At 65.2% G+C, this 23503-nt stretch carries 24 protein-coding genes; 12 read left to right on the plus strand and 12 right to left on the minus strand.

Features of this window, described 5'->3' with window-relative positions; all coding sequences use genetic code 11:
* Positions 1–113: 113 nt before the first annotated feature.
* The gene (gene cueR, locus VSX60_RS14700; RefSeq protein WP_327624984.1) at positions 114–515 is read right to left on the minus strand and encodes a Cu(I)-responsive transcriptional regulator; all 402 of its coding nucleotides are present in this window, start codon (positions 513–515) and stop codon (positions 114–116) included.
* 240 nt (positions 516–755) lie between these two features.
* Here cueR and VSX60_RS14705 point away from each other — a divergent pair, with 240 nt between their 5' ends.
* Positions 756–1502: a L,D-transpeptidase gene (locus VSX60_RS14705; protein WP_442873105.1), complete on the plus strand. Its 747-nt coding sequence runs from the start codon at positions 756–758 to the stop codon at positions 1500–1502.
* Positions 1503–1719: 217 nt separating this feature from the next.
* Here the strand turns inward: VSX60_RS14705 and VSX60_RS14710 are convergent, their stop codons facing one another.
* Positions 1720–2373, minus strand: coding sequence for a ceramidase domain-containing protein (locus VSX60_RS14710; protein WP_327624986.1), 654 nt, complete (start codon positions 2371–2373; stop codon positions 1720–1722).
* Positions 2374–2484: 111 nt separating this feature from the next.
* Positions 2485–2928: a YqaA family protein gene (locus tag VSX60_RS14715; RefSeq protein WP_327624987.1), complete on the minus strand. Its 444-nt coding sequence runs from the start codon at positions 2926–2928 to the stop codon at positions 2485–2487.
* Between the two features lie 243 nt (positions 2929–3171).
* On the opposite strand from VSX60_RS14715, the gene VSX60_RS14720 reads away from it, so the two are divergent.
* Positions 3172–3600, plus strand: coding sequence for a DUF2852 domain-containing protein (locus tag VSX60_RS14720; RefSeq protein WP_327624988.1), 429 nt, complete (start codon positions 3172–3174; stop codon positions 3598–3600).
* 252 nt (positions 3601–3852) lie between these two features.
* Positions 3853–4650 carry a M48 family metallopeptidase gene (locus VSX60_RS14725; protein WP_327624989.1) on the plus strand — a complete coding sequence of 266 codons (798 nt, stop codon included), beginning with the start codon at positions 3853–3855 and terminating at the stop codon, positions 4648–4650.
* Positions 4651–4882: 232 nt separating this feature from the next.
* On the opposite strand, the gene VSX60_RS14730 is transcribed toward VSX60_RS14725, so the two are convergent.
* Together VSX60_RS14730 and VSX60_RS14735 are read right to left on the minus strand one after the other, a co-directional pair.
* Positions 4883–6220: an ATP-binding protein gene (locus VSX60_RS14730; protein WP_327624990.1), complete on the minus strand. Its 1338-nt coding sequence runs from the start codon at positions 6218–6220 to the stop codon at positions 4883–4885.
* Positions 6217–6882 (minus strand): response regulator transcription factor, encoded by a 666-nt coding sequence (locus VSX60_RS14735; RefSeq protein WP_327624991.1) that lies wholly within the window; start codon positions 6880–6882, stop codon positions 6217–6219. The genes VSX60_RS14730 and VSX60_RS14735 overlap by 4 nt, the downstream gene beginning before the upstream one ends.
* A 118-nt stretch (positions 6883–7000) precedes the next feature.
* Here VSX60_RS14735 and dsbD point away from each other — a divergent pair, with 118 nt between their 5' ends.
* The 9 genes from dsbD (at position 7001) to VSX60_RS14780 (ending at position 16357) form a co-directional block, all read left to right on the plus strand.
* Positions 7001–8941, plus strand: a complete 1941-nt coding sequence (gene dsbD, locus VSX60_RS14740) for a protein-disulfide reductase DsbD (protein WP_327624992.1) — start codon at positions 7001–7003, stop codon at positions 8939–8941.
* Position 8942: 1 nt separating this feature from the next.
* Entirely contained in the window at positions 8943–9749 is an 807-nt protein-coding gene (locus VSX60_RS14745) for a TlpA family protein disulfide reductase (RefSeq protein WP_327624993.1), read from the plus strand.
* Position 9750: 1 nt separating this feature from the next.
* Positions 9751–10446 carry a L,D-transpeptidase gene (locus VSX60_RS14750; RefSeq protein WP_327624995.1) on the plus strand — a complete coding sequence of 232 codons (696 nt, stop codon included), beginning with the start codon at positions 9751–9753 and terminating at the stop codon, positions 10444–10446.
* 118 nt (positions 10447–10564) lie between these two features.
* Positions 10565–11233 (plus strand): L,D-transpeptidase, encoded by a 669-nt coding sequence (locus VSX60_RS14755; protein WP_442873106.1) that lies wholly within the window; start codon positions 10565–10567, stop codon positions 11231–11233.
* Positions 11234–11260: 27 nt separating this feature from the next.
* Positions 11261–11881, plus strand: a complete 621-nt coding sequence (locus VSX60_RS14760; RefSeq protein WP_327624997.1) for a DsbA family protein — start codon at positions 11261–11263, stop codon at positions 11879–11881.
* Positions 11882–12203: 322 nt separating this feature from the next.
* Positions 12204–13256 (plus strand): ABC transporter substrate-binding protein, encoded by a 1053-nt coding sequence (locus VSX60_RS14765; RefSeq protein WP_327624998.1) that lies wholly within the window; start codon positions 12204–12206, stop codon positions 13254–13256.
* A 79-nt stretch (positions 13257–13335) separates the two neighbouring features.
* Positions 13336–14400: an ABC transporter ATP-binding protein gene (locus tag VSX60_RS14770; protein ID WP_327624999.1), complete on the plus strand. Its 1065-nt coding sequence runs from the start codon at positions 13336–13338 to the stop codon at positions 14398–14400.
* Positions 14397–15569 carry an ABC transporter permease gene (locus tag VSX60_RS14775; protein WP_327625000.1) on the plus strand — a complete coding sequence of 391 codons (1173 nt, stop codon included), beginning with the start codon at positions 14397–14399 and terminating at the stop codon, positions 15567–15569. The genes VSX60_RS14770 and VSX60_RS14775 overlap by 4 nt, the downstream gene beginning before the upstream one ends.
* Positions 15566–16357 carry an ABC transporter permease gene (locus tag VSX60_RS14780; protein ID WP_327625001.1) on the plus strand — a complete coding sequence of 264 codons (792 nt, stop codon included), beginning with the start codon at positions 15566–15568 and terminating at the stop codon, positions 16355–16357. Before VSX60_RS14775 ends, VSX60_RS14780 begins: the two co-directional genes overlap by 4 nt.
* Before the next feature lie 115 nt (positions 16358–16472).
* Here the strand turns inward: VSX60_RS14780 and VSX60_RS14785 are convergent, their stop codons facing one another.
* The 7 genes from VSX60_RS14785 to VSX60_RS14815 are packed head-to-tail and all read right to left on the minus strand — an operon-like array spanning position 16473 to position 23435.
* Positions 16473–17192: a TSUP family transporter gene (locus VSX60_RS14785; RefSeq protein WP_327625002.1), complete on the minus strand. Its 720-nt coding sequence runs from the start codon at positions 17190–17192 to the stop codon at positions 16473–16475.
* Positions 17193–17245: 53 nt separating this feature from the next.
* The gene (locus VSX60_RS14790) at positions 17246–18106 is read right to left on the minus strand and encodes a fumarylacetoacetate hydrolase family protein (protein WP_327625003.1); all 861 of its coding nucleotides are present in this window, start codon (positions 18104–18106) and stop codon (positions 17246–17248) included.
* Between the two features lie 48 nt (positions 18107–18154).
* The gene (locus VSX60_RS14795) at positions 18155–19081 is read right to left on the minus strand and encodes an alpha/beta hydrolase (RefSeq protein ID WP_327625004.1); all 927 of its coding nucleotides are present in this window, start codon (positions 19079–19081) and stop codon (positions 18155–18157) included.
* 35 nt (positions 19082–19116) lie between these two features.
* Positions 19117–20100: an aldo/keto reductase gene (locus VSX60_RS14800; RefSeq protein WP_327625005.1), complete on the minus strand. Its 984-nt coding sequence runs from the start codon at positions 20098–20100 to the stop codon at positions 19117–19119.
* A gap of 28 nt (positions 20101–20128) precedes the next feature.
* Positions 20129–21409 carry an RNA polymerase subunit sigma-70 gene (locus VSX60_RS14805; protein WP_327625006.1) on the minus strand — a complete coding sequence of 427 codons (1281 nt, stop codon included), beginning with the start codon at positions 21407–21409 and terminating at the stop codon, positions 20129–20131.
* Positions 21406–22941: a tripartite tricarboxylate transporter permease gene (locus VSX60_RS14810; protein ID WP_327625007.1), complete on the minus strand. Its 1536-nt coding sequence runs from the start codon at positions 22939–22941 to the stop codon at positions 21406–21408. The genes VSX60_RS14805 and VSX60_RS14810 overlap by 4 nt, the downstream gene beginning before the upstream one ends.
* Entirely contained in the window at positions 22941–23435 is a 495-nt protein-coding gene (locus VSX60_RS14815) for a tripartite tricarboxylate transporter TctB family protein (RefSeq protein WP_327625008.1), read from the minus strand. The genes VSX60_RS14810 and VSX60_RS14815 overlap by 1 nt, the downstream gene beginning before the upstream one ends.
* Positions 23436–23503 lie beyond the last annotated feature (68 nt).

Below are 23503 nucleotides of genomic sequence, written 5' to 3' on the forward strand. Positions count from 1 at the left end.
CTCTGGCGTGCAGTCGGCAACATCTGCGACCTGTTCGAGCCCGAAGAATGTTGGAACTACCTCAAGGCCGCTGGCTATGTTGCAGATTAATCGCCTGACGCTCTAAACGGAATCTACGCCTCCGCCCGGATGGTTCCTGCAATCTCGTCGAGGATGGGGCAGTCGGGGGCCTGATCGCCATGGCATTGCTCGGCGAGATCCGCGAGCGCGCGTTTCAGCGACTTCAGTTCCGCGATCTTGCGGTCGATCTCCGCGATCCGCGAACTGGCGAGGCGTTTGACATCCTTGCTCTTGCGATTGGAATCCTCGTAGAGCGACAGCAGCCGCCGCGCCTCTTCTATGGTAAAGCCCAATGAGCGCGAGCGCTGCAGAAAACGCAGCATGTGCACGTCCCGATCGCGGTAGTAGCGGTAGCCATTTGATGCCCTGGCCGGCTTTATCAGCCCCACTTCCTCATAATAACGGACCGTCTTCGGCGGCAGACCCGACAACCGGGATGCTTCCCCGATATTCATGAGACGTCCTCGTTGATGGCTTCGATCATCTCGACGCTAAGGAGATGTCGCGGCCGCCGGCTCCGTCAACTGTCACATGGCGGCAACAAAGCGCTTATTAACCATCCGCGTGCCAAATAGGGTCATTGCTTCAACAAATTGTGCGGCTTAACGAAGAGACGGCTTCAGATGGTCGGCAATCAGACCCGCGCGGTTCGCACAGCGACCGCTTCATCCATCGCACCCAACTTGGCGTTCGTTATGAAGATGAGACAGATTATCCTTGCAGGCGCTGCTCTGCTGTCGGTCGCGACCATGGCGGGGTGCGCGACGTCCGAGCGCGCGTCGCTGACGCCGTCGGGCAATGCACAGGTGGCCGCCTATACGGCGCCCGATTCCCTGCCGACCGAAGGCAGTGCCGGCGCGACGACGAAACTCGGCTATGGCGCCGTGGTCGACGAAGGCTTTGCCCTGCCCGCGATTCCAACCGACAAGATCGATCCGCAATATCTGCGTCAGCGCGTGTCTTTCGAGGAAGGCCGCCAGTACGAGTCGGGCACGGTCGTCGTCGATACCCCGAACCGGTTCCTGTATGTGGTCGAAGCCGACGGCATGGCGATGCGCTACGGCATCGGCGTCGGTCGCGCCGGCTTCTCCTGGGCGGGTGAAGCGAACATTCGCGCCAAGCGATCCTGGCCGAAATGGTTTCCGCCGGGCGAGATGATCGACCGCAAACCTGAGCTTGAGCCTTACCGCAACGGCATGGACCCGGGCCTGACCAACCCGCTCGGTGCCCGCGCCCTCTACCTTTACCAGGGTGGCAAGGACACGCTGTTCCGCCTGCATGGAACGCCGGAATGGTGGACGATCGGCACGGCCGCCTCGTCGGGCTGTATCCGTCTGATGAATCAGGACATCCTCGACCTCTACGAGCGCGTTCCCATGGATGCCCGCGTGGTGGTCAGGCAGGGCAAGGAGCGGATGGCGGCGGGTTACGCCGGCACCTGACCAGCCGCGCGATCGCGGCGCGACAGTTCTACAAGGCGGGGGACCGCCACGGCCGGATGCTTCGGGGGAGGCGTCCGGCCATTTTTTTTGAAGACGGCCCGTTGCCGGGGCGTCCAGCTGAGCAATGCCGGCATTGGCGGCGGGCGAGCTTCGATCATCGGCGTATCGCTCGCATTCGGCGCTCACTAAGCGCTCACTTGCTGGAATCGGTTCGACTTCATCGTGGTTCGGGCGTCGCGCCGCGGACTGCCGCGACGAGCAAAAGTCCCAGCGTTGCCGCATTGAGCGTGTGCCAGAGGAAGTGGGTTCCGTGCGGCCAATCCGGGCAGAGCGGCAGGTCGACCATCCGGAATGCGAGCGAGACGGTAAAGACCCCGCCGGCGGCGAACACCGGCCAGCCCTCAGGATGGTCCCGCGCCACGAGATAGCCGCCAATGGCGTACAGTGCGAAAAGCCCGGCAACGTAGCCGGCCGACGATCCGAGCTGCGAAGCGAGCAGCGGTTCGGCCGCCAGGGAGGCTGCGACGAAGGCGAGTGTTCCGACAAATGCCGCCATCGGGGACAAACCCACGAAGCGGCAGAGTGCGAGGCCGAAATAGGCAAAGATGAACAGCGCGATGGGGATGACGTCGGCGAAACTCGACCATCGGTTCGCGAAGGTGTGGAACAGAAACGAGCCGGTTCCGATGATCGCGACGAGACAGATGAGATAGAGGCTCGGCCGATCTCGCGCCGGCCCCCGTCGCCAGTACCAGAGCCCGAGCGCCGCGGCGGCGAAGAACGCGAGATTCGACAAGGCGTTGAGCGGTTCGGCCCAGAAGCCCGTGTCGATCCGCTCGCAATAGGCGTCGATGGGTGCCGTCAGCTCCATGACGCGAAGAATGCCCGTTAGAGCGCGATGATGCCAGTCGAGGTCTGTGGCGAGCGACAACAAGGCGGGGGGGATATCTCTGGCCCTCGCGTGCGACGGGCGGCCGGCTTCTCAAAGCCCCGGCCAGGCGAGCGTCGCACCCGCTACCACCACGTAGCGGGCGAATTTGCCGATCGCGACCAACACGATGAACGGGACGAGCGGCACCCGCAACGTCCCGGCGATGACCGTCAGGGCGTCGCCGCCGAGCGGTGACCAGGCGAACAGCAGCGTCCAGACCCCATAGCGATTGAAGAAGCGCGTCGCCGCCTCCAACTGCTTCGGCTTCACCGGAAACCAGCGACGCTCCTGGTAGCGCAGCATGAACCGGCCGCAGAGCCAGTTCACGACCGAGCCCAAGGTGTTGCCGGTGCCCGCTACAAGGACCAGCAGCCATGGGTCGGCGATGCCTTTGGCGATCAACCCGATCAGCATGAGCTCGGACGCGCCAGGCAGGATGGTCGCGGCCAGGAAGGCGCCCCAGAACAGCCCGAAACCGGCGGCAAGGACGCTCAATTCATCCGCTTTCCCGCCGCCGCCAACGGCCGATGGAGGCCAATGATACCCTCCCACCGAGGGGCGTCGGGAGCCGGGTTCGTTATGTCCGGCCAACGGTTTTCGCGCTGCCCGATACCGATTTTCGCTGGCAGGCAATTGAACGGGCGAGTGACCCTCACCATCTGAATACTACCGCATCGAATTGTCGAAGCCCCCGCGATGCTTGCGCGTCGCGGCCATTCTCGAAAGGAACAGTCTGCGATGACTTCGCAAGCCTTGATCCGTCCGGCCTGGACGCCCGCGACCATAGCATTGATGGTGGTCGGTTTCATGATTTACTGGCCCCTCGGCCTGGCGATGCTCGCCTACATTCTCTGGGGTGATCGTTTGGAGAGCTTCCGGCGGGACGTCAACCGTACGACCGACCGTTTCTTCGGCGGACTGAAGCGCACGGGCGCGGTCAACCCCTTCGCCGAGACCCGCACCGGCAACGTCGCCTTCGACGACTGGCGTGAAAAGGAGCTGTCCCGCCTCGACCAGGAGCGCCGCAAGTTGAATGAAGCGGCGGCCGAGTTCGAATCCTATGCCCGCGAGTTGCGCCGGGCCAAGGACCAGCAGGAGTTCGACCGCTTCATGGCCGATCGTCACAACAAGACCGGCGGCCAGACCATCGACGGTCAGCCCGCCTGACCGGCCAGGCGTAGTTCATGATGCGACGGCGGCGTTCTCCCGAACGCCGCCGTCTTTTTGTCGCGTGTCGGCGGGCTCCGCTATAGGGTGGGGTTCGAATCGCGGCGATGGGCTGCTTCGAAGAACGGTTCATCTTGCCGATGTCGCTTTTCTTTTCCCGGCGGAACGCGAACACGCCCGCCATCCCCGAGCGTCTGGACCTTGCCGCCGGCCCGGNCGATGGGCTGCTTCGAAGAACGGTTCATCTTGCCGATGTCGCTTTTCTTTTCCCGGCGGAACGCGAACACGCCCGCCATCCCCGAGCGTCTGGACCTTGCCGCCGGCCCGGTCCCGGTCACCGTGCGCCGCAATCCGCGCGCCAAACGGCTGATCCTGCGGCTTGCCCCTGGCGGAACCGGAATCGTCGTGACGGCGCCGAAAAAGGTGCCGGCGCGGGCCATTGCGGAATTTATCGAGCGGCATCGCGGCTGGGTGGAGGAACGCATCGCGCGGGCGCCCGACCGGATCGTCGCTGTGGATGGCGCGACCATCCCGTTTCGGGGCGCCGAATTGCGGCTGATCCAGGCATCGGAGCGCCGCGCCAGCCGCTTCGAGGCGGTGGACGGCGCGGCGCATCTCTTCGTCGGCGGCGCGCCCGAGCATTTTTCCCGCCGCGTCGTCGAGGCGCTGAAGCGCGAGGCGCGTCATGATCTGCAAGCTTGCGTCGACCGCCACGCGGCCACCGTGGGTCTGCGTCCACGGGCGATGGCGCTGAAGGACACGAAGAGCCGCTGGGGCTCCTGCACCATCGATCGGCGGCTGGCGTTTTCCTGGCGGATCGTCATGGCCCCGCCGGAGGTGCTCGATTATCTGGTCGCCCATGAGGTGGCGCATTTTCGCGAGATGAACCACGGCCCGGCCTTCTGGGCACTCTGCCGCGAGCTTTGCCCCAACATGGATCACGGCAAGAATTGGCTGAAGCGGCATGGGACGGGACTGCATGCTGTGGCATTCGAGGGCACGCTAAATCGAGCGTTCGAATACGGCGCGGGAGAGACTGGGATCTCGTAGATTGATGTGACCAAGGTAGAGCGGACGCTGAGGCCTAGCAGGTGCTTCAGCAGCTTCCGACCCCATCCAGGACATTCGTCTGATTACGAAAGCCGGCGGCGCAGGGCCCTGTTACCGGCAGCATTGCGCCCGAACCGCTTGACGCGGATCCGGTCGATCAGCGAGAATGATGGCGTAGATTGGTCTGACCGTCTTGGTCTCATCTGGAATGTGCGCACCAACCTTTTGATATCTATGCCAACCGCAACGCCGCGCGGAATCCGCACGGCGCCCGGTTGGTGAGCTCGAGTTCGCCACCCAGCTTTTCGGCGCAAAGCTTGGCAATGGAGAGACCGAGGCCGCTGCCGACAGATGAGCGGTTGGCGCCGCGAAAGAACCGGTCGGTGGCGCGCTCGATCTCACCGGGCGGCATTCCGGCCCCCTCGTCCTCGACCACAATGGCGTTCTCGGGCGACCATCGCAGAACGACGGCGCCGCCTTTCGGCGAATGGTTGACGGCGTTCTCAACGAGATTGCGCACGGCCAGGGCCAGCAAAATCTCCTTCGAGATAATCTCGACGCCGTCGAGGGAGGCGTCGAAAACCAGCCGCCCGCCCATCGCCTCGATCCGCCCGACCAGGTCGGAGACCGTATCGCGCAGGAAGCGGGACAACGGGATCGTCCCCGAGCGGGCACTGGCAGCAGCCGCCTCCGCCTCCGCCGTCTCGAGCAACTGCTGAACCAGACGCGAGGTCCGATCCACCGCCGTGACAATCTGCTTGAGCGCGGCGGTCCGCACCACCTCCTGATCGGTCTTCAGCGAGATTTCGGCTTGCGTTTTCAGTCCCGCGAGCGGTGTGCGCAGTTCATGGGCGGCGTAAGTCAGGAAATGCCGCTCGCGCTCCCGTGCCTCCTGAACACGTCCAAAGAGGCCGTTGAGCGCCGCAACAACCGGTCGAATCTCCGTGGCCGCGTGGTCGGCGTCAATCGGATGCAGGTTCTCCGCCTCGCGTTGCGCCAGTCCCGCGGCCAACCGGTCGAGGGGGCGCATGCCGCGGCCCACCCCGAACCAGATCAACGCCGCGAGGGTCGGTACGATCGGCACCATCGGCAGGAGCAGGCCCTTGACCACGTCGCGGACCAGCCGTGCCCTTATATCGAGATTGTCACCGACCAGCACCTGAACGCCAAGCTTGGTGTTGGTGACCGCGTAGACACGCCAGGCCCGCCCATCGATGACCCGTTCGGCGAATCCATCGGCATGGTCGGAGAGGCGCTGGTTCGGTGCGCCGTCGGAACGCCCGATCAGCGAACCGGTCAGCGACCAGATCTGACAGGTCAATTGCCGCTCGTAAGGACTGCGCGGATCGACGGCGATGACGGGAGGCTCAAGGGTGGCCGTCGCGACGTCGATCTCCTGGCTGTCGATCAGCGACGATACCATCCGCGCGGCCTCCATGAGCCGGGCATCCAGAACCCGCTCCACTTCGGCCCGCGTGTTGAGATAGATCCACGCCGTCGCCGACAGCCAAACGAGCCCCGTCATCACGACCAGGATGATGAACAGCCTGCCCTTGAGAGATCGCATCATCGACCGGCCTCCCGCAGCCGGTAGCCGACACCGCGCACCGTCTCGACGACGCTTCTGCCGAACTTGGCCCTCAGATTATGGATATGGACCTCGACCGCATTGCTTTCGACGCCTTCCTGAAAACCGTAGAGCTTCTCTTCCAGCTGGGCCTTGGACAGGATCGTGCCGGGCCGTTCCATGAGCGCATGCAGAAGCTTGAACTCGCGGCGCGAAAGACGCACGTCCTCGCCGCCGCGCGTGGCGAGCATCTTGGCCGGATTGAGGCGCACGCCGTCCCATTCCAGATGGGCCGTCGGGCGATTGCTGGCGCGTCGAACCAGCGCCCGCAACCGCGCTGCGACCTCGTCGAGATCGAACGGCTTGCCGAGATGATCGTCGGCCCCGCCATCGAGCCCCTCGACACGATCGGCAACGGTATCGAGCGCCGTCAGCAAGAGAACGGGCGTCGCGTCGCCGCGCCCGCGTATCGTCGCCAGCAATTCGTGGCCGGACCCGTCCGGCAGCATGACATCGAGGACAATCGCATCGAAGCCACCCGACCGCAACGCGGCGTCCGCATCGCCGCGACACGTCGCCAGATCGGCGGTGAAGCCGTTCATCTGGAGGCCGACCGTCAGGCCGTTGCCGAGGATCTCGTCGTCCTCGACGATCAGAATGCGCATGCGTCGTCCTTCTCGATCTGAACGTGGCGTCGTTTTCCCTGCTCGCCTGCCCAGCTTAAGGCTGCCTTAAGCTGGGCAGGCGATCTCACCCCCGCAACGACGCAATGAGGGGTCGCCCATGAGATCGATGACGATCTTCTTTTCGCTTTGGCTTTTTCTGCCTCTGGCATCGGCTCTTGCCCAGACGGCGCCGCTGCCGGTGGACACGGCGTTCGCGTTCTCCGCGAACAAGACCCCGGCCGGAGGGCTCGAGCTGCGATGGGAGATCACCGACGGCTATTATCTCTATCGTGATCGCATCGCGGCGCAAACGACCGATGGCCGCAATGTCCCGATGACGACCCCGGCCGGAGAGTCGAAGGACGATCCCTATTTCGGTCGGATGGAGGTGTACCATCGCTCGGCCGAGGCCTCCGCCGAGCCGGCCGCCATCGCCGATCTCGGTGATGCACCGGCCGTAACCGTCAGCTACCAGGGCTGCCAGGACGACGGCATCTGCTACCGGCCGCAGACGAAGACGTTCGATCTCGCGGCGCTGTCGGTGCAACCGACGACACCCGGCAAGGCCGAGGACGCGTTGAACCGCCTCGTCCGGGGCGAAAGCGTCTGGAAACGTCCGTCGGTGTCCGCGGCGGGCGACGAAACGAGCGTTGCCACCGCCAACGCCCCGGCCTCCTCCGCCCCGCAGGCCGGGACGCCGGTGGCCACGACGATCAGCAACCTTCCGCAACCGTCGGCGGGCACGCCCGGCATCGCGATCGACCGATCGAACCGCGGTTTCGTCGCCGATCTGCTCGCCGATGGCGGCGCGGCATGGGTGGTTGCGATGTTCTTCGTCCTCGGTCTCGGACTGGCGTTCACGCCTTGCGTCTTGCCCATGTATCCGATCCTGGCGGGTCAACTCAGCCGTGGCGGCGAGCGGCTGTCGGCCGGTCGCGGCTTCGTGGTCTCCGCGACCTATGTCGGAGCGATGGCCGCAGCGTTCGGGCTTCTCGGCGTCGCTGCGGCATGGTCCGGCCAGAATCTACAGATCGCGCTGCAATCAAAGGCCGCGATCCTGTTCGTCTCGGCAATCTTCGTCGTTCTGGCACTGTCGATGTTCGGCCTGTTCGAGCTGCGGCTTCCCGCCGCCTGGACAAACGCGATCGCCCGAAAGGCGCCGGGATCGCGCGGAAGCCTCTCGTCCAGCGCCGCGCTCGGATTCACCTCGGCGCTCATCGTCGGCCCTTGCGTAACGGCCCCCCTCGCCGGCGGTCTTCTTTATATCGCCCAGACGGGCGATGTCGGCCTCGGCGCGGTCGCACTGTCCGCGCTCGGGCTTGGCCAGGGCATTCCCCTGATCGTCTTCGGCACGATCGGGTCAAGGGCGCTGCCGAAAGCCGGCCGCTGGATGGTGCTGGTCACGCGCGCCTTCGGCTTCGCCTTTCTCGGCCTGGCGATCTGGATGATGTCGCGGATCCTGCCGCCGACAGCCACGCTCGGCCTCTGGTCGGCGCTGCTTCTGGGTGCCGGCGTGTTCCTCGGCGCGTTGGACGTCCTCGGCAGCGAAGCCGGCGTTCCGCAGCGGCTGGCCAAGGCCGGCGGCTTCGCCGCGATGCTCTATGGCGCGATTCTGGCCGTCGGCGCCGCCGCCGGGGCGGACGATCCGCTGCGCCCGCTGGCAAGTCTGGCTACGGCCGGACCGGCGGCACCAAGCGAAAAGCCGATCTTCCGCAAAGTGCGGGATTCGGCGGACATGGCAGCGTTGGTTCGCGCGGCCGACCGTCCGTCGCTCATCTACACCACCGCCGAATGGTGCGTGACCTGCAAGGTCATCGAACGGAACGTCTTCGGCGACCCGACCGTCAGAGCCGAGCTTGCCGGATTCCAGTTGCTCGAACTGGACCTCACCGAGGACGATCCCGCCCGGACCGCGCTGATGAAGGAGTTGGACGTCGTCGGTCCGCCCACCATGCTCTTTGTCGACAACCAAGCGCGCGAGGTGCCCGGTTCCCGGCTGATCGGCGATATCACGGCCAGCGGTTTTCTCGCCGCGGCCCGCCTGGCGGAGGGTAGCTGATATGACGGCCATCAGCCTCGGCCCCCTCGTCTTCGCCGGTGACCGGCTGGCCGCGATCCTCGCCATCGTCGCCTTTCTCGGGATCGCGGCGATCGTGGCGGGCCGGATCGACCCGCGCATCGGCAACTGGTCGCTGGCCGTGGTCGTCGTCGGCTTCGTGGCGGCGCGGCTCGGCCATGTCGCCGCGAACTGGGATAGTTTCGCGGAGGCCCCGCTACGGATCTTCGCTGTTCAGGAGGGCGGATTTTCCTGGATTGCCGCCATCGCGGCCGCGGCCCTTTACACCCTCTACGCCTGCCGCGGCGCGAAACTGCGCGCCTGGTCATTTGGAACGTTGGCGGCCGCGTTCGTCATCTGGAACACCGCCTGGCAACTGACCGCCACGACCAGCGCGGTCGCCGCTCCGATGACCGCCTTCGCCACGCTCGATGGCGGCGAAGCGCGCCTGTCCGACTTCGAGGGCAAACCCGTGGTGCTCAATCTCTGGGCCAGCTGGTGTCCGCCCTGCCGTCGGGAAATGCCGATGATGGCGCAAATGGCCAAGGAGCGCGGGGATGCTTTCTTCGTCTTCGCCAATCAGGGCGAAGGCGCGGATACGGTCCGCCGCTATCTCGAACAGACCGGGGTGCAGATCGACAACGTCCTGCTCGACCAGGCCAACAGTTTCGCCCGCCACTACAGCGTCGCCGGCTATCCCGCGACCCTGTTTCTCGACAAGACGGGAACCCTTCAAACGATGCATTTCGGTGAAATCTCGCGGGAAATCCTGGCCTCGACCCTTTCCGACATCGCAAAGAAGGATGACTGACATGTCCGGATGGACCATCGCCATTCGAGGAAGCCTCCTCGGCGCGGCGGCGCTTCTCTCCGCCTGCTCGACGACGAGCAATCCTTCGCGCGTCGCCCTCGGATATGCGGGCAGCTCCAACGACGATCCGCGTATCTCGCGCTACTACGGCGGCGTTGTCGATCAGGGTTGGGCGATTCCGGCGATCCAGCCGGACGTCGTGGAGCAGCGCAATATCCGGCAGGTCGTCGATTTCGACACCAAGGAACCGGCCGGCACCATCGTCGTCGATCCAAAGAACCACTTTCTCTATCTGGTGATGGAGAACGGCAAGGCCATGCGCTACGGCGTCGGCGTCGGCAAGGCGGGCTACACCTTTTCGGGCACGGCCACCATCGCCCGGAAGGCGAGCTGGCCGGGATGGACGCCGACGGCCAACATGATCCGGCGCGACCCCGAGCGGTACGGCCCGCATGCGGGCGGTGTCTCAGGTGGCCTTGGAAATCCGCTCGGCGCGCGGGCCATGTACCTTTACCGGAATGGCCAAGACACGCTCTACCGCGTCCACGGGACCAACGAGCCCTGGACGATCGGTCAATCCGTGTCGTCTGGCTGCATCCGGATGGTCAACCAGGATGTCATCGACCTTGAACAGAGGACTCCGGTCGGCACCCGCGTCGTGGTGCTCGACGGAAGCGAGACTCCGGGGTCCGTGTAATCGCCTGTCGGCCCCGGCACGCGCCGCAGCCCCCCAGCGGCGAATTGCGGCGTCGGATGCGGATTCACCGCCGCCGCGTCAAAGCCGATCACCCATGCCAACCAAAAGGTCTTTCGATTTGTCTGCAACTCTTCTGCGCATCAGCGCCATCGCGCTGGCGACATTCACGCTGGCCGCCTGCTCGACATCGTCTCAGCCGACCCAGCAACTGGCCTATGCCGCGCCCAAGCCGCCCGTCGACCCGCGCGTCAACCGGATGTATGGCGCGGTGACCGACGACGGCTGGCAGATTCCGGCTGTCGATCCGAAAAACATGGACCCGCGCAACATTCGCCAGGTGGTCGACTACGAAACGACAGAGCCGGCGGGAACGATCGTCGTCGATCCCCGCGCCCGCTTCCTCTATCTCGTCATGGAGAACGGCAAGGCCATGCGCTACGGCGTCGGCGTCGGCAAGGCGGGCCTGGAGTTCACCGGCAGCGGCGTCATCAAGCGCAAGGCGGCATGGCCGCACTGGACGCCGACCCAGGACATGATCAAGCGCGAGCCCGACAAATATGGCGGCGCCCTGCGCGACGGCATGGACGGCGGCATCGACAACCCCCTCGGAGCCCGGGCCCTGTATCTCTACAAGGACGGCAAGGACACGCTCTACCGCATCCACGGTACCAATCAGGAATGGTCGATCGGCAAGGCCGTCTCCTCCGGCTGCATCCGGATGCTAAACCAGGACGTTATCGATCTCAACAGCCGTGTCCCGAAGGATACGCGGATCGTCGTGATCTGATTGCCCAACCAAAAAGGAACTCCCGCCATGACCATTCCATCCATCTCCCGCCGCAAGCTGATCGTCGCCTCCGCTGTCCTCGCCGGTACGCCATTTTTGTCCCGGACGGCCTTTGCCGAGGTCGATCCGATGTCGAAGGAGGCCGTGCTGTTCGATCCGCAGGTTCCCGTCCTCGGCAACCCGAAAGGCGACGTGACCATCGTGGAATATTTCGATTACCAGTGCCCCTACTGCAAAAAGGCCCATCCGGACGACATGCGGGTGGTGCAGGAAGACGGCAACGTCCGCTTCGTCATGAAGGACTGGCCGATCTTCGGCCCCCCCTCGCTCTATGCGGCGCGCCTGACGCTCGCCGCCGGCTCGGGCCACGCCAAGGCAATGGCCGCCTTGATGGCGACCAAGGGCAAGCTGACGCCCGACATGATCGAGACGATCCTGACCAAGGCGGGCTTTTCGGTGCCCAAGCTCAATGCGGCCTATGATCGGGACAAGGACCGGATCAATTCCATGCTGCAGCGAAACAGCACGCAGGCCGAGACCTTCGGCTTTCCGGGGACGCCGGCATACGTCATCGGAACCGCCATCTATCCCGGTGTGGTCGCGCCGAACGACATGAAGGCGGCCATCGCCGCAGCCCGCAAGGGCTGAGCGGCGCAGCCAAGCCTCTGGTTCGGATCACCCCGTTGAAACGATCCGCCAAGCAATCGAAGTGGCCGGGCCGTCCCGGCCTTTTCTCGCATCCGAGCCATCCTTGGCGTCGTCAAACGTCCGGTAAAGGACCGTCGGCACCCCAGAAGGGACGGCTCGGTTTCCAATTCCTCTACAGCCGCCGAGGGTAACTTTCGCCACCTGCAACCGGCAATTATCCGTCGGGAAACCCGCCCGGACGTTCCCAATCCGAGAATGCATATTGTGCTGGCAGGCAAAGCGTGATCCCATTTCAAACCAGTTCCGAAATGGGGGGAATTCAATGAGCACGACCAATCTGCCACGCGCTGCCGCCGCCGCGCTTGGAAGCCTGATATTTTTTGCATCCGCCGGGGCGCAGGCGCGGGACCTGACCGTTGTCTCCTGGGGCGGCAGCTACCAGGACGCCCAGAAGAAGATCTATTTCGAGCCATTCTCGCAGAAGATCGGCAAGCCGGTTCTCGACGAGAGCTGGGATGGCGGCATCGGCGTGATCGCGGCGAAGACGCAGGCGGGCGTACCCAACTGGGACGTGGTTCAGGTCGAGTCCGAGGAACTCGAACTCGGCTGTTTCGACGGCATGTACGAGCCGATCGACTGGGAGGCGCTCGGTGGGCGCGACAAATTCATCGACGCGGCGGTCAGCGACTGCGGCGTCGGAGCGATCGTCTGGTCGACTGCGATCAGCTACGACGCCAGCAAGCTGACGACAGCGCCGACCTCCTGGGCAGATTTCTGGGACGTGGAGAAAATTCCCGGCAAACGTGGCCTGCGACGCGGACCCAAATACTCGCTCGAATTCGCATTGATGGCCGACGGTGTCGCGCCGGCGGAGGTCTATTCAGTTCTCGCCACGCCGGAGGGCGTCGACAGGGCCTTCGCCAAGCTCGACGCGTTGAAGCCGAACATCGTCTGGTGGGAGTCGGGCGCCCAGCCGTTGCAGTTGCTCGCCTCGGGCGAGGTGGCGATGACGACCGCCTATAACGGGCGCATTTCGGGCATCAACAAGGACGAGGGCACGAACTTTGAGGTCGTGTGGAACGGCAGCATCTATGCGGTCGACAGCTGGGTCATCCTCAAGGACAGCCCCAACGCCGAAGAGGCGATGGATTTCATCGCCTTCGCCAGCGCGCCGGAGAACCAGTCGAAGCTGCCCGAATACATCGCCTATGGCTTGCCGAACAAAGAGGCGGCGGCGCAAGTGCCGGCCGATTTGCAGGCCGATCTTCCGACGACAGCGCAGAATATCGAGAATGCCGTCCCCCTCGATGCCGGCTTCTGGACCGACAATGTCGAGACACTGACCAAGCGCTTCGACGCCTGGCTCGCACAGTAAGCTGTGGGATCAAGTGGCTCCGATCCGGCGAGATCCGCCGGGTCGGAGCGTTGCGGGTATGCGGGCTCGAAGGTATGCAATGGACGCGTTTATCAGGTTCGAGAACATCTCGAAGGCGTTTGGCGCGCAGACCGTGGTCGACAATCTCGATCTGACGATCCGGCGGGGCGAATTTCTCAGCCTGCTCGGGCCTTCGGGGTCGGGCAAGACAACGATCCTGATGATGCTCGCCGGCTTCGTCGCGCCGACGCAGGGCAGGATTCGACTCGACGGACGCGAGATTCAAGGCGTACCCGCGCACAAGCGCGATCTCGGCGTGGTCTTCCAGAGTTATGCGCTCTTTCCGCATATGACGGTTTCCGAGAACGTCGCCTTTCCCTTGCGCATGCGTGGGGTGCGCAAGGCCGAGATCAGCGAGCGCGTCACGCGTTCGCTCGACATGGTCCAACTCGGCAAACTCGGCGCCCGGCGACCCGCGCAACTGTCGGGAGGCCAGCAGCAGCGCGTGGCGCTTGCCCGCGCCATGGTCTACGAGCCGAAGGTGGTGCTGATGGATGAGCCGCTCGGCGCGCTCGACAAGCAGTTGCGCGAGCAAATGCAGCTCGAACTGCGGGACCTGCACCGCTCGCTTGGGCTGACCATCGTCTTCGTGACGCACGATCAGTCCGAGGCGCTGACGATGTCCGACCGCATCGCGGTCTTCGAGTCGGGCCGCATTGAGCAGATCGGCCCGCCGGAGGAGATATACGACCGTCCGCAGACCCGTTTCGTCGCCGAGTTCATCGGCGAGACCAATGTGCTGGAAGGGACGGTGGTGTCGTTGGAGAAAGGCGTGGCGCGGCTGTCCGCTGGGGATGGACGAACGCTCCTGGCACGGACCGACCGCGATCTCGCCGCGGGGCAACGGCTGCTCGTCTGTGTCCGGCCGGAACGAATCGCCGTTTCGGACGACCCCGGCGCCGCGAACGCCATTCCCGTCGAAGTCGCCGACAGCGTGTACCAGGGCGACCACATCCGGTTGCGGCTCGAGGGCGATGGCGTGTCGCTGGTCGGGCGCCGGGACCGCAGCCGCGCCGATGTCCCGACCGGCGCTCGCCGCTATGCCTCCTTCGCTCCGGACGATTGCGCGTTGGTCGACGCATGAACGCGGCGGGGTTGAGATCGGCTGCCCTTGTCCTGCCGCTCGTGCTGTTTCTCGGCGTGTTCTTCTTCTGGCCGCTGGCCACGATGCTGACGACTGCCGTCAGCGACGATGCCGTCGGCAAGGCGTTTCCGGCGACGGCGGCGGCGCTCTCGTCCTGGGATGGCGCGGTGCCGCCGGACGCGGCGATCCAGACGGCGGTGGCGACCGACCTGCGCGTGATCGAGGATCGCAGCGTCCTCGGCGACGCCGTGCGCCGCCTCAACAGTGCGGTGCCGGGGTTTCGTTCGCTGATCACCAAGACCTATCGTACCGTTCGCCAGAACGCCGACGCGCCGTTGGACCTCACCGCGATCGACGCCCAATGGGGCGATCCGGCGGTATGGCGCGGCTTCGCCAGGGCCGTGCCGCCCTATACGGATCGCAATCTCCTTGCCGCCGTCGATCTTCAACGCGACGCCGACGGCGAAATCCAGCAAGTCGGCGAGGCCGCTTCGGCCAACCGCGTCATCATGGTGCGAACCTTCGTCATCGCGGCAAGCGTCACGGCGCTGTGCGCCGCCATCGGACTGCCTTACGCCATGCTGATCGCCGGCGCCGGCGGTTGGGTGCGAACCCTCCTCCTCCTCGCGGTGCTGCTGCCGCTCTGGACCTCGCTGCTGGTGCGCACCGCGGCGTGGGTGGTGCTCCTGCAGAACAACGGGCTGGTGAATGGTTTCCTCCAGACCATCGGTCTGATCGACCATCCGCTGCCGCTGATCTTCAATCGCGCGGGCGTCGTGATCGCCATGACCCATGTGCTCTTGCCGTTCATGGTCCTGCCGATCTACAGCGTGCTGCTGACAATCCCGTCGAACCTGATGCCGGCGGCGGCCACGCTCGGCGCGAACCCGCTCCGGGCGTTCCGGCACGTTCTCTTTCCCCTCGTGCTTCCGGGTCTGATGTCCGGTTCGCTGCTCGTCTTCATGGTGGCGCTTGGTTATTACATCACGCCGGCGCTGGTCGGCGGAGCGGAGGATCAGATGATCTCGTCGGTCATCGCGTTCTATGCGACCGGCACGGCCAACTGGGGGATGGCCGCGGCACTCGGCATCATCCTGCTTGCGGCGACCCTCGTTCTCTACGCCGTCTATGGCCGCTTTTCCCGCACACCGCCGGGGTTCGGCGTATGACCGGGCGTATCCTGCGCACGATCTACGGCGCCGCGGTGGTGTTCTTCCTGATCGCGCCGATCCTGGCGATCCTGCCGCTCGCCTTCACCGACAGCATCTTCCTTTCCTATCCGATCAACGGCTTTTCCGACCGGTGGTTCAGGGAACTCGTCGCCAACGAGACCTGGAGCCGGTCGATCGTCAACAGCCTGATCATCGCGACCAGCGCCACCGTCCTGTCGACCAGCATCGGCACCCTCGCCGCGCTTGGCCTGCGCGGCGATCGGATTCCGCTGGCCGGGCTTTTGCGCACCGGCTTCATCCTTCCGATGGTGGTGCCACCGGTGGTTCTCGGCGTCGGGATGCAGATCCTGTTTGTCAAAGTCGGGCTGGCCAGCAGCTATCTCGGCGTCATCGTCGCCCATTCCGTCCTGTGCGTGCCCTTCGTCGTGGTCACCGTTTCGGCCTCGCTCGCCGGCATCGACCCGGCGATCGAGCGCGCCGCATCGAGCCTCGGCGCCTCGCGGACGCGAACGTTTCGCGAGATCACCTTGCCGCTCGCCCTCCCCGGCGTCGTTTCGGGCGCGGTTTTCGCCTTCGCCACGTCTCTCGACGAGGTGATCCTGACCCTGTTCGTCGCCGGGCCCAACCAGCGCACGCTGGCTCGCCAGATGTTCTCGACGATCCGCGAGAATATCAGCCCCGCCGTTGCCGCGGCCGCCCTGCTGCTCATTGTGGGGACGCTCGTCCTCGCCGTCTTGGGCGCAGTCCTGCGACACAGGCAGGCGCGACCGGCCGATGCCGCATAGTCCAGCCATGGCATCCCCGGCGCGGCTCACTTCCTTTCGGAACAGGCGGCACCAACCATGACGTGCAACCCCGCTGGCATTCTCGACCCACAGACGAGGCTGGACACCTGAGTCGCTATGCCGGGCTGAGCAGAATCGCGAGCCCTTGGACGAGATAGACCGCGCCGATCCCCAGCACGATGGTCTTGGTCCAGGTTCGATACTGGCGATCGGTGATCCGATCGAGGACGGTGCGGGCCAGCGAGGTGCCGACCACCGCCAAGCCCGCGCCCATCAGCAACAGCCAGCCGGAGACCGCATCGCCCCCCGCCGTCACGATGACGCCGAAATAGACCAGCTTCATGCCGTGGGCCATGACCTGGCAAGCCGACTTGCTGGCCACGATGATGCGGCGATCCACCGGCATGCGGACGAGAAACGCGTCGAGGAGCGGGCCTGATACGCCCGAGACGAATTGCAGGCCGGTGCCGACGAAGCCGGCAAATTCGGCGGCGCCGCGCCGCCGGGCATGGGGCGCGTAGCGCTCGGGCAGCGCGAAAGCCATGAACGGCACCAACCCGAGGCTGATCAGCACGGTGGCGCGATCCGGCACGATCAAGAGAAACGAGAACAGCGCCAGCGCCGCCGCCGATCCGGCGGCGAACCGCGCCACGACCCGAAAATCGATATAGCGCCACCACAGCACCGCCCGCCAGCCATTGGCCGCCAGCTGCGTGACGCCGTGCAGGATCATCGCCGCAGGGACGGGCAACAGGAACAGCAGGCCGCCCATCAGCACCATGCCGCCGGCGATGCCGAACACACCGCTCAGGAACGACGTGCCGAGAACCAGCACGGCGAGCCCGATGAGGGCGAGCGGTCCGCTCAGTATCAGCTGCGCCCTCGAACCTACTGGAAGCTGTTTTCGAGCGTGCCGAGCCCCGTAATGCTCATGCGCACGACATCGCCCGGCTTGAGAAACCGCGGCGGCTTGAAGCCGATCCCGACGCCGACCGGCGTGCCGGTGGCGATGATGTCGCCGGGCACCAGGGTCAGGCCGGCCGAAATCGTCTCGACGAGGCTGGGGATGTCGAAGATCAGGTCGCTGGTATTCGCCTTTTGCCGGACCTCGCCATTAACCCGGGTTTCCAGATCGAGGTTCTCCGGGTCGACCTCGTCGGCGGTGGCGATCCACGGCCCCATCGGGCAGAAGGTGTCGAGCGCCTTGCCGAGGAACCACTGCTTGTGCTGTTTCTGGCGGTCGCGCGCCGTCACATCGTTGACGATCATATAGCCCCAGATGTGCTCGTAAGCCTTGGCCTTGGGGATGTTGCGGCCGCCCTTGCCGATCACCAGGGCGAGTTCGATCTCGTAATCGACCGACTGCGTGACGTCACCATGCAGTTGCACGACGTCGCCCGTTCCCACCACGCATGAGGCGGGCTTGGTGAAGACGGCCGGAAATTCGTCGACCTCCGCTCCCGCCACCGCGCCGGCCTCAAAGCCGCTCTGGGCAAATTCCTTGGCGTGGGCGTGATAATTCTTGCCGACGCAAAAGATGTTACGGCGCGGCGCCGGGATCGGCGCTTCGATCGTCAGGCTGTCGAGCGGCATCGGTTCGCCGACGGCGCGGATTTCGCCGCGCAGTCGATCGTAATGTTCGATCAGTTCCACCATGTCGGAGACGGCCGGCTCGATCGCCCGCACCATCTGATCCTCGACGACTCCGATCCGGGATTCGCCGTTCTTCGCATACCGTATGAACTTCATCCTGCCGGGCTTCCTCTCCAGTCCAGTGTCTGCTTTTTCGCGGGCGATTCAGCCGCGATAGTCCGATGCCGGCCGGGTGAAGAAGCCATGCAGGATCTGATAGGCCATCAGGAAGTTCTTCTGGGTAAAGGACGCATGCGAGATGCCCTTCATCACCGCGAACTCCTTGTCGGCGTTCGGCAAGCGCTTGAAGAAGGCGAGCAGGTCGTCGACGCCGGCGATGCCGTCGAACTCGCCGCGCATGACGATCGTCGCCGCCTCGAGCTTTTCCGGATCGACCAGCGGCAGCCGGGTGCACATGTCGATATAGGTGCCGTTCGGCATCGAATCGTCGAGCGCCAGCACCTGATCGATGAAGGGCTGGGCGAAGCTGTCATGCACGGTGCCCGGGTGGTCGCGAGTGAAGATCGACCACATGAATTCCTGGTTGACCGGACGGCGGACGGTGCCGCGCCAATCGTCGATCTTCTTGCGCCGCTGCTCCAGCGTCGGGCTGTCCTCGCCGGTCCAGACCATCGCATCGAGCGCCAGGCGACTGACACGGTCGGGATGGCGTTCGGCGAACGTCGCGGCGCGAAGCGCGCCGGAGGAAATACCATAGGCAAAGAGCGGCCCGCTCTCGCCGCGCGCGATGATGTAGTCGGAGACCGCCTTGGCGTCGTCGGCGCCGTCGGCGATCGTCGCCAAGACGTCCTCGCCCTTGTAGGAGCGGCCATAGCCGCGGCAATCAAAGCACCAGGTGTTGAAGCCACGGCTGGCGAACCAGTCCATGACCGAGGCTTCCGGCATGCCTTCGACCTGCAGGTCGAAGGTCGGCTGGCTAGCCATCGACGAGCCGTGCACGAACAGGATGGTGCCCCGGACGGGGCCATCGGCCACGCTCGGCTTCTCCCAGATGAAAACCTCCTGGCCCTGCGATGTCGTGCGGTGTGCCTTGCCTTCGGTCTTTGTCGTGGCGCGAATGTCGTCCTGCATGTTTCGGTCCTGATTGTTGGCGATAATGGGTTGGCTCAGATGCCGAGGCGCTTCATCTGTGGTTCCGGATAGCGCAGGCCCGCCGCCGCGCCGGGCGGGAAGGCCGCGTCGAGCTGGGCGCGTTCGGCGTCGGTGAGAACAAGGTCGAGCGAAGCGGCGTTCTCGTCCACACGCTGCGGTCGTTTGGTGCCGGGAATCGGCACGATGTCGTCGCCGCGCGAAAGCAGCCACGCCAGCGCCACTTGCGCCGGCGTCGCGCCATGGGCGTCAGCGCAGGCCCGCAGGCTCTCAAGCAGCCGAAGATTTTGCGCCAAGTTGTCGCCGGTGAAGCGCGGCATGTCGCGGCGCCGGTCTTTCTCCGCCAGATCGGCCTCGCCGCCGATTGCGCCGGTCAAGAACCCCCGCCCGAGCGGCGAATAGGGTACGAAGCCGATGCCGAGTTCGCGGCAGGTCGGCAGGATTTCCGTTTCCACGTCGCGGGTCCACAGAGAATATTCAGTCTGCACCGCGCTGAGCGGATGAACCGCATGGGCGCGGCGGATCGTCGACGCACCGGCCTCCGAAAGCCCGATGAAGCGTACCTTGCCCGCCTCGATCAGCCGCGCCATCGCCCCGACCGTGTCCTCGATCGGCACGTTCGGATCGACGCGGTGCAGGTAGTAGAGGTCGATCACCTCGGTTCCGAGTCGTTGCAGGCTCTTCTCGCAGGCGGCATGCGCATATTCCGGCGTGCCGTTCACCCCGGTCTTGCCGTCAGGCAGCCGCAGATTGCCGAATTTCGTGGCCAGGACGGCTTCTTTCCGCCGGCCTTCCAGCGCCGCGCCCAGCAGCTCTTCGTTGCGGCCGTTGGCGTACATGTCGGAGGTGTCGATGAAGTCGACGCCGCGATCCAGCGCGTGGTGGATCGTCGCGATCGACTCCTCTCGATCCGCCGGACCGTAGATATCGGTCATCGACATGCAGCCGAGGCCGATGGCCGAGACGGTCAGTCCCTGTTCGCCCAGCTTCCGGGTTTTCATGTCGCCTCCGATCCTTCGTTCAAGACCCTCACGCGCCCTGGAATTCCAGAATATGCAGGCCGCGATTGCGATCGAGCAGGTAGATGATGCCGTCCTCGCCGACCGCGACGTCGTTCGACTGGGGGCTCGGCTCGCCGCCGAGTGGTTCGGGGATGAAGAAGCCGACCTCCTCCGGCAAGGTGGGGTCCTTGGCGTCGATGATCCGCAGGCCGCCGGAAAACCAGGTGGCGTAGATCAGGGTCGTATCGAGCCGCTCGTGGAACTGATGCGCGCCGAACCGGCCGGGCGATTGGCTGTAGGGTGAGGCGTGCTCGCCCAGGCTGAAGATCGACAGCGGCTTGAGATCGCTCAGGTCGCTCGCGTCGAACAGCCAGAGGAAACCGTGCAGCCGGCCATGTAGATGGTCGTGCTCCTCGTCGATCGCCGCGGCGATGCGCCGGCCACCGATCGGGTTCTCGAACGGCATGACAGTATGGGTCGGCTCAGGAATCGCCGGATGGTAGTCATAGGCCCCGATGGTTTTTAGCTTGGTGATGTCGGTCGCGTCGATGACCCGGATCCCGGCGTTCCAGACCGCCGCCCACAGCTCGTCGCCGCATCGCATGGCGTGGTGGAGGCGGTTCTTCAGGCCCTGCCAATGTGGCGTCTCGCCGCCGGCTACGTGCTGGCCGGGCAGCGCCCAGCGCGCGACCTCGCGCGGCCGGGCGGGCTCGGCAAGGTCGTAGACGACCAGGATATTGCCGACATAGCCCTCCATCTCGGTCGAGATGTAGGCGTAACGTGCGTCGGCATCGAAACGGTGGACGCCGACGCCATGGGTGCGCTCGTAGGCGAGGAGGGACGGCTTGGTCCGGTCGGAGATATCCCAGATCTTGAAGCCGCCCTCGTCGTAGCTCTCGTTCGCGGCCTTGCGCAGCCGCGGCATGTCGCCGGGCGCGACGCCGACCCGCGCCGCCACCTCCGCCTCGCCCGGGTCACGGCCGAGTTCGTCGCGCAGCGCGATTTCCGCAGCGGCGATGCCCTTGGCGCGGCGTTTGAAGTGGCGGTCGTTCTGCTCGACATTGGTGATCATCAGGTCGCCGACGACGCGCAGCTTGTGGGTGTGCGAGGCGTCCGTCTCCAGCCGGATGTCCGCCACGACCTTCGGATTTCTGCGGTCCGAGACGTCGACGATCGAGGTGCCGTAGGGCGGTTTCATGTGCCCGATGAAGACATGATCGCCGTCGACCACGACCTGGCCACCACCGGGAATGTCGAGCATCGCGATCTGACGCACCCGGTGCGAAAGCGGCTGATCCGCGGGGCTCATCGACCGGCTCCCGCCGATGGTCCCGCCGCCCTGGCCCGCCGGTCGCGCCACCGCCCGGTGACGACCGGCAGCAGCAGGCTCAGGAGCAGCAGCACCCAGAGGATGTTGCCGATCGTGGAGGAGAACATCACCATCGGGTCGTTTCCGGAAATCCGCATGGCCAGGATGAAGGAGCGCTCGATCAGCGGGCCGAGGATCACCCCGATCAAAATGGCCGCGACGTGATAGCCGGTCTTGCGCGCCACATAGCCGATGATGCCGAAGGCGAAGGCGATGCCCATATCGAACAGGAATCCACGCGGGACGAAGGCGCCGACCAGCGTGAATGCGACGATCATCGGTGCGAGATACATGGTCGAGACGACGGTGATCCGCGACATGTAGCGAACCATCGGGACGATGGTGAGGAACATGAAGACGTAGGACACCGCCATCGCCGTTATGACGCCATAGGCCAGTTCCGGGGCCTCCACGAAGAGCCGCGGGCCGAACGGAAAGCCGTGGAACTGCAGCACGACCATCATCACCGCCGCCGTGCTGCCGCCCGGCACGCCGATGGCGAGCAGCGGCACCAGCGTCCCGGTGGTCACGCCGTTATTGGCGGCCTCGGGCGCCGCGACGCCGTCGGAAAAGCCGGTGCCGAACCGTTCCGGCGTTTTGGAGAACAGCCGGGCCTGCTGGTAGGCGACGAAGGCCGCGATCGAGGCGCCGGCGCCCGGAAGCACGCCGATCACCAGCCCGAGCAGGCTGGTCCAGGTGATCAACCACCATTTGCGGAAGGCCTGCAGGGTCTCGCTCAGGCTGTTCGCCCAGGTTGTGGCCGGCACGGCGACCGTCCCCTTGGTGTCGACGAGCCATTTCTGCTCGAGCATGACAAGGGCTTCGGAGATGGCGAACAGGCCGATCAAGGCGGGCACCAGCGGCACGCCGTCGAAGAGCTCGAGAAAGCCGAAGGTGCCGCGCGGCGTCGCGTAGATGTGGTCCGCACCCATCGCCCCGAGCATCAATCCGAAAGCGCCGGCGATCAGGCCCTTCAACATGTCCTGGGCAGCGATGGAGGCGATCAGCGCAAGGCCGAACAGCATGATCACGACCATCTCGACGCTGTGGACGTAGTAGCCGACGCGCGACAGCGCCGGCAGCGCGAACAGCGTCACGATCGAACTGATCAGCCCGCCCATCACCGACGCCACGAAACAGACGGCGAGCGCCTTGCTGGCCTGACCATTCTTGGTCATCTGGTAGCCGTCGAGCGTCGTCGCAGCGGCCCCGCCGGTGCCGGGGATGTTGAGCAGGATCGCCGGAATCCCGCCGCCGAGATGCGAGGCGCTGTAGAGCGCCACCATGAACACCAGCGCCACTTCCACATCGAGGGCAAGCGTCAGCGGCAACAGGATGATGATCGTGTTGTGCGCGGCGAAACCGGGGATCGCCCCCATGACGATGCCGATCAGCACGGCGGGAATGATCACCCACCAGAGGCTGAAGGAATGCAGGAACAGGCCCGTGATAAAGGCGGCGTCGAATTCCATCAGAAGATGGCTCCCATGAGCTGCTCGAACGGACCCTTGGGGAATCGGGTATTCAAGAGAACGATGAAGAAGAACCAACCGCCGAGGGCGGCAAGGCCGGCCGTCAGCAAGGCGCGCCCGACCGGGCGCGCGCCGGCGACGTGAAACGAGAGCGCCAGAAAGGCGAAGGTCGTGAGGGTGAAGCCGAGATAGGGAACCGCGAAAATATACGCGACGATCAGCGCGACGAAGATCGCCCGACTGGCGCGCGAAGCCGGCGCCCCGAAGAAGTCGCCGAAACCCATCGAATAACGGCCGCGGCGAAGGCCGATCGCGACTCGCGCCATGTAGATCAGGACGAGCAGCAGCATCAGCCCGGCGAGGATCATGCCGCTCATCTGCGCCTGCCAGGGAAAGCTCCGGACGGACAGCACGTAATAGATGGCGTAGGCGCCCGCGGCGATGGGGATGATGAGATCAGCCCCGACTGGTTTCCTGGTTTCGCGATCCAACATCGGCGAGATCCTGCTTGCGACCGGATGGGATAGGGGGCGGCCGCACGACCGCCCCCATCAGGCAAAAG

Origin of the sequence: Aurantimonas sp. A3-2-R12 (assembly GCF_036016755.1) — a bacterium.
GTDB lineage: Bacteria > Pseudomonadota > Alphaproteobacteria > Rhizobiales > Rhizobiaceae > Aurantimonas > Aurantimonas coralicida_A.

Bases quoted from the DNA above. Each gene is read 5' to 3' on its own strand.
- cueR (WP_327624984.1), bottom strand. From the start codon at position 515: ATGAATATCGGGGAAGCATCCCGGTTGTCGGGTCTGCCGCCGAAGACG.
- VSX60_RS14705 (WP_442873105.1), top strand. From the start codon at position 756: ATGAAGATGAGACAGATTATCCTTGCAGGCGCTGCTCTGCTGTCGGTC.
- VSX60_RS14710 (WP_327624986.1), bottom strand. From the start codon at position 2,373: ATGGAGCTGACGGCACCCATCGACGCCTATTGCGAGCGGATCGACACG.
- VSX60_RS14720 (WP_327624988.1), top strand. From the start codon at position 3,172: ATGACTTCGCAAGCCTTGATCCGTCCGGCCTGGACGCCCGCGACCATA.
- VSX60_RS14725 (WP_327624989.1), top strand. From the start codon at position 3,853: ATGTCGCTTTTCTTTTCCCGGCGGAACGCGAACACGCCCGCCATCCCC.
- VSX60_RS14730 (WP_327624990.1), bottom strand. From the start codon at position 6,220: ATGATGCGATCTCTCAAGGGCAGGCTGTTCATCATCCTGGTCGTGATG.
- VSX60_RS14735 (WP_327624991.1), bottom strand. From the start codon at position 6,882: ATGCGCATTCTGATCGTCGAGGACGACGAGATCCTCGGCAACGGCCTG.
- dsbD (WP_327624992.1), top strand. From the start codon at position 7,001: ATGAGATCGATGACGATCTTCTTTTCGCTTTGGCTTTTTCTGCCTCTG.
- VSX60_RS14745 (WP_327624993.1), top strand. From the start codon at position 8,943: ATGACGGCCATCAGCCTCGGCCCCCTCGTCTTCGCCGGTGACCGGCTG.
- VSX60_RS14750 (WP_327624995.1), top strand. From the start codon at position 9,751: ATGTCCGGATGGACCATCGCCATTCGAGGAAGCCTCCTCGGCGCGGCG.
- VSX60_RS14760 (WP_327624997.1), top strand. From the start codon at position 11,261: ATGACCATTCCATCCATCTCCCGCCGCAAGCTGATCGTCGCCTCCGCT.
- VSX60_RS14765 (WP_327624998.1), top strand. From the start codon at position 12,204: ATGAGCACGACCAATCTGCCACGCGCTGCCGCCGCCGCGCTTGGAAGC.
- VSX60_RS14770 (WP_327624999.1), top strand. From the start codon at position 13,336: ATGGACGCGTTTATCAGGTTCGAGAACATCTCGAAGGCGTTTGGCGCG.
- VSX60_RS14775 (WP_327625000.1), top strand. From the start codon at position 14,397: ATGAACGCGGCGGGGTTGAGATCGGCTGCCCTTGTCCTGCCGCTCGTG.
- VSX60_RS14780 (WP_327625001.1), top strand. From the start codon at position 15,566: ATGACCGGGCGTATCCTGCGCACGATCTACGGCGCCGCGGTGGTGTTC.
- VSX60_RS14790 (WP_327625003.1), bottom strand. From the start codon at position 18,106: ATGAAGTTCATACGGTATGCGAAGAACGGCGAATCCCGGATCGGAGTC.
- VSX60_RS14795 (WP_327625004.1), bottom strand. From the start codon at position 19,081: ATGCAGGACGACATTCGCGCCACGACAAAGACCGAAGGCAAGGCACAC.
- VSX60_RS14800 (WP_327625005.1), bottom strand. From the start codon at position 20,100: ATGAAAACCCGGAAGCTGGGCGAACAGGGACTGACCGTCTCGGCCATC.
- VSX60_RS14805 (WP_327625006.1), bottom strand. From the start codon at position 21,409: ATGAGCCCCGCGGATCAGCCGCTTTCGCACCGGGTGCGTCAGATCGCG.
- VSX60_RS14810 (WP_327625007.1), bottom strand. From the start codon at position 22,941: ATGGAATTCGACGCCGCCTTTATCACGGGCCTGTTCCTGCATTCCTTC.
- VSX60_RS14815 (WP_327625008.1), bottom strand. From the start codon at position 23,435: ATGTTGGATCGCGAAACCAGGAAACCAGTCGGGGCTGATCTCATCATC.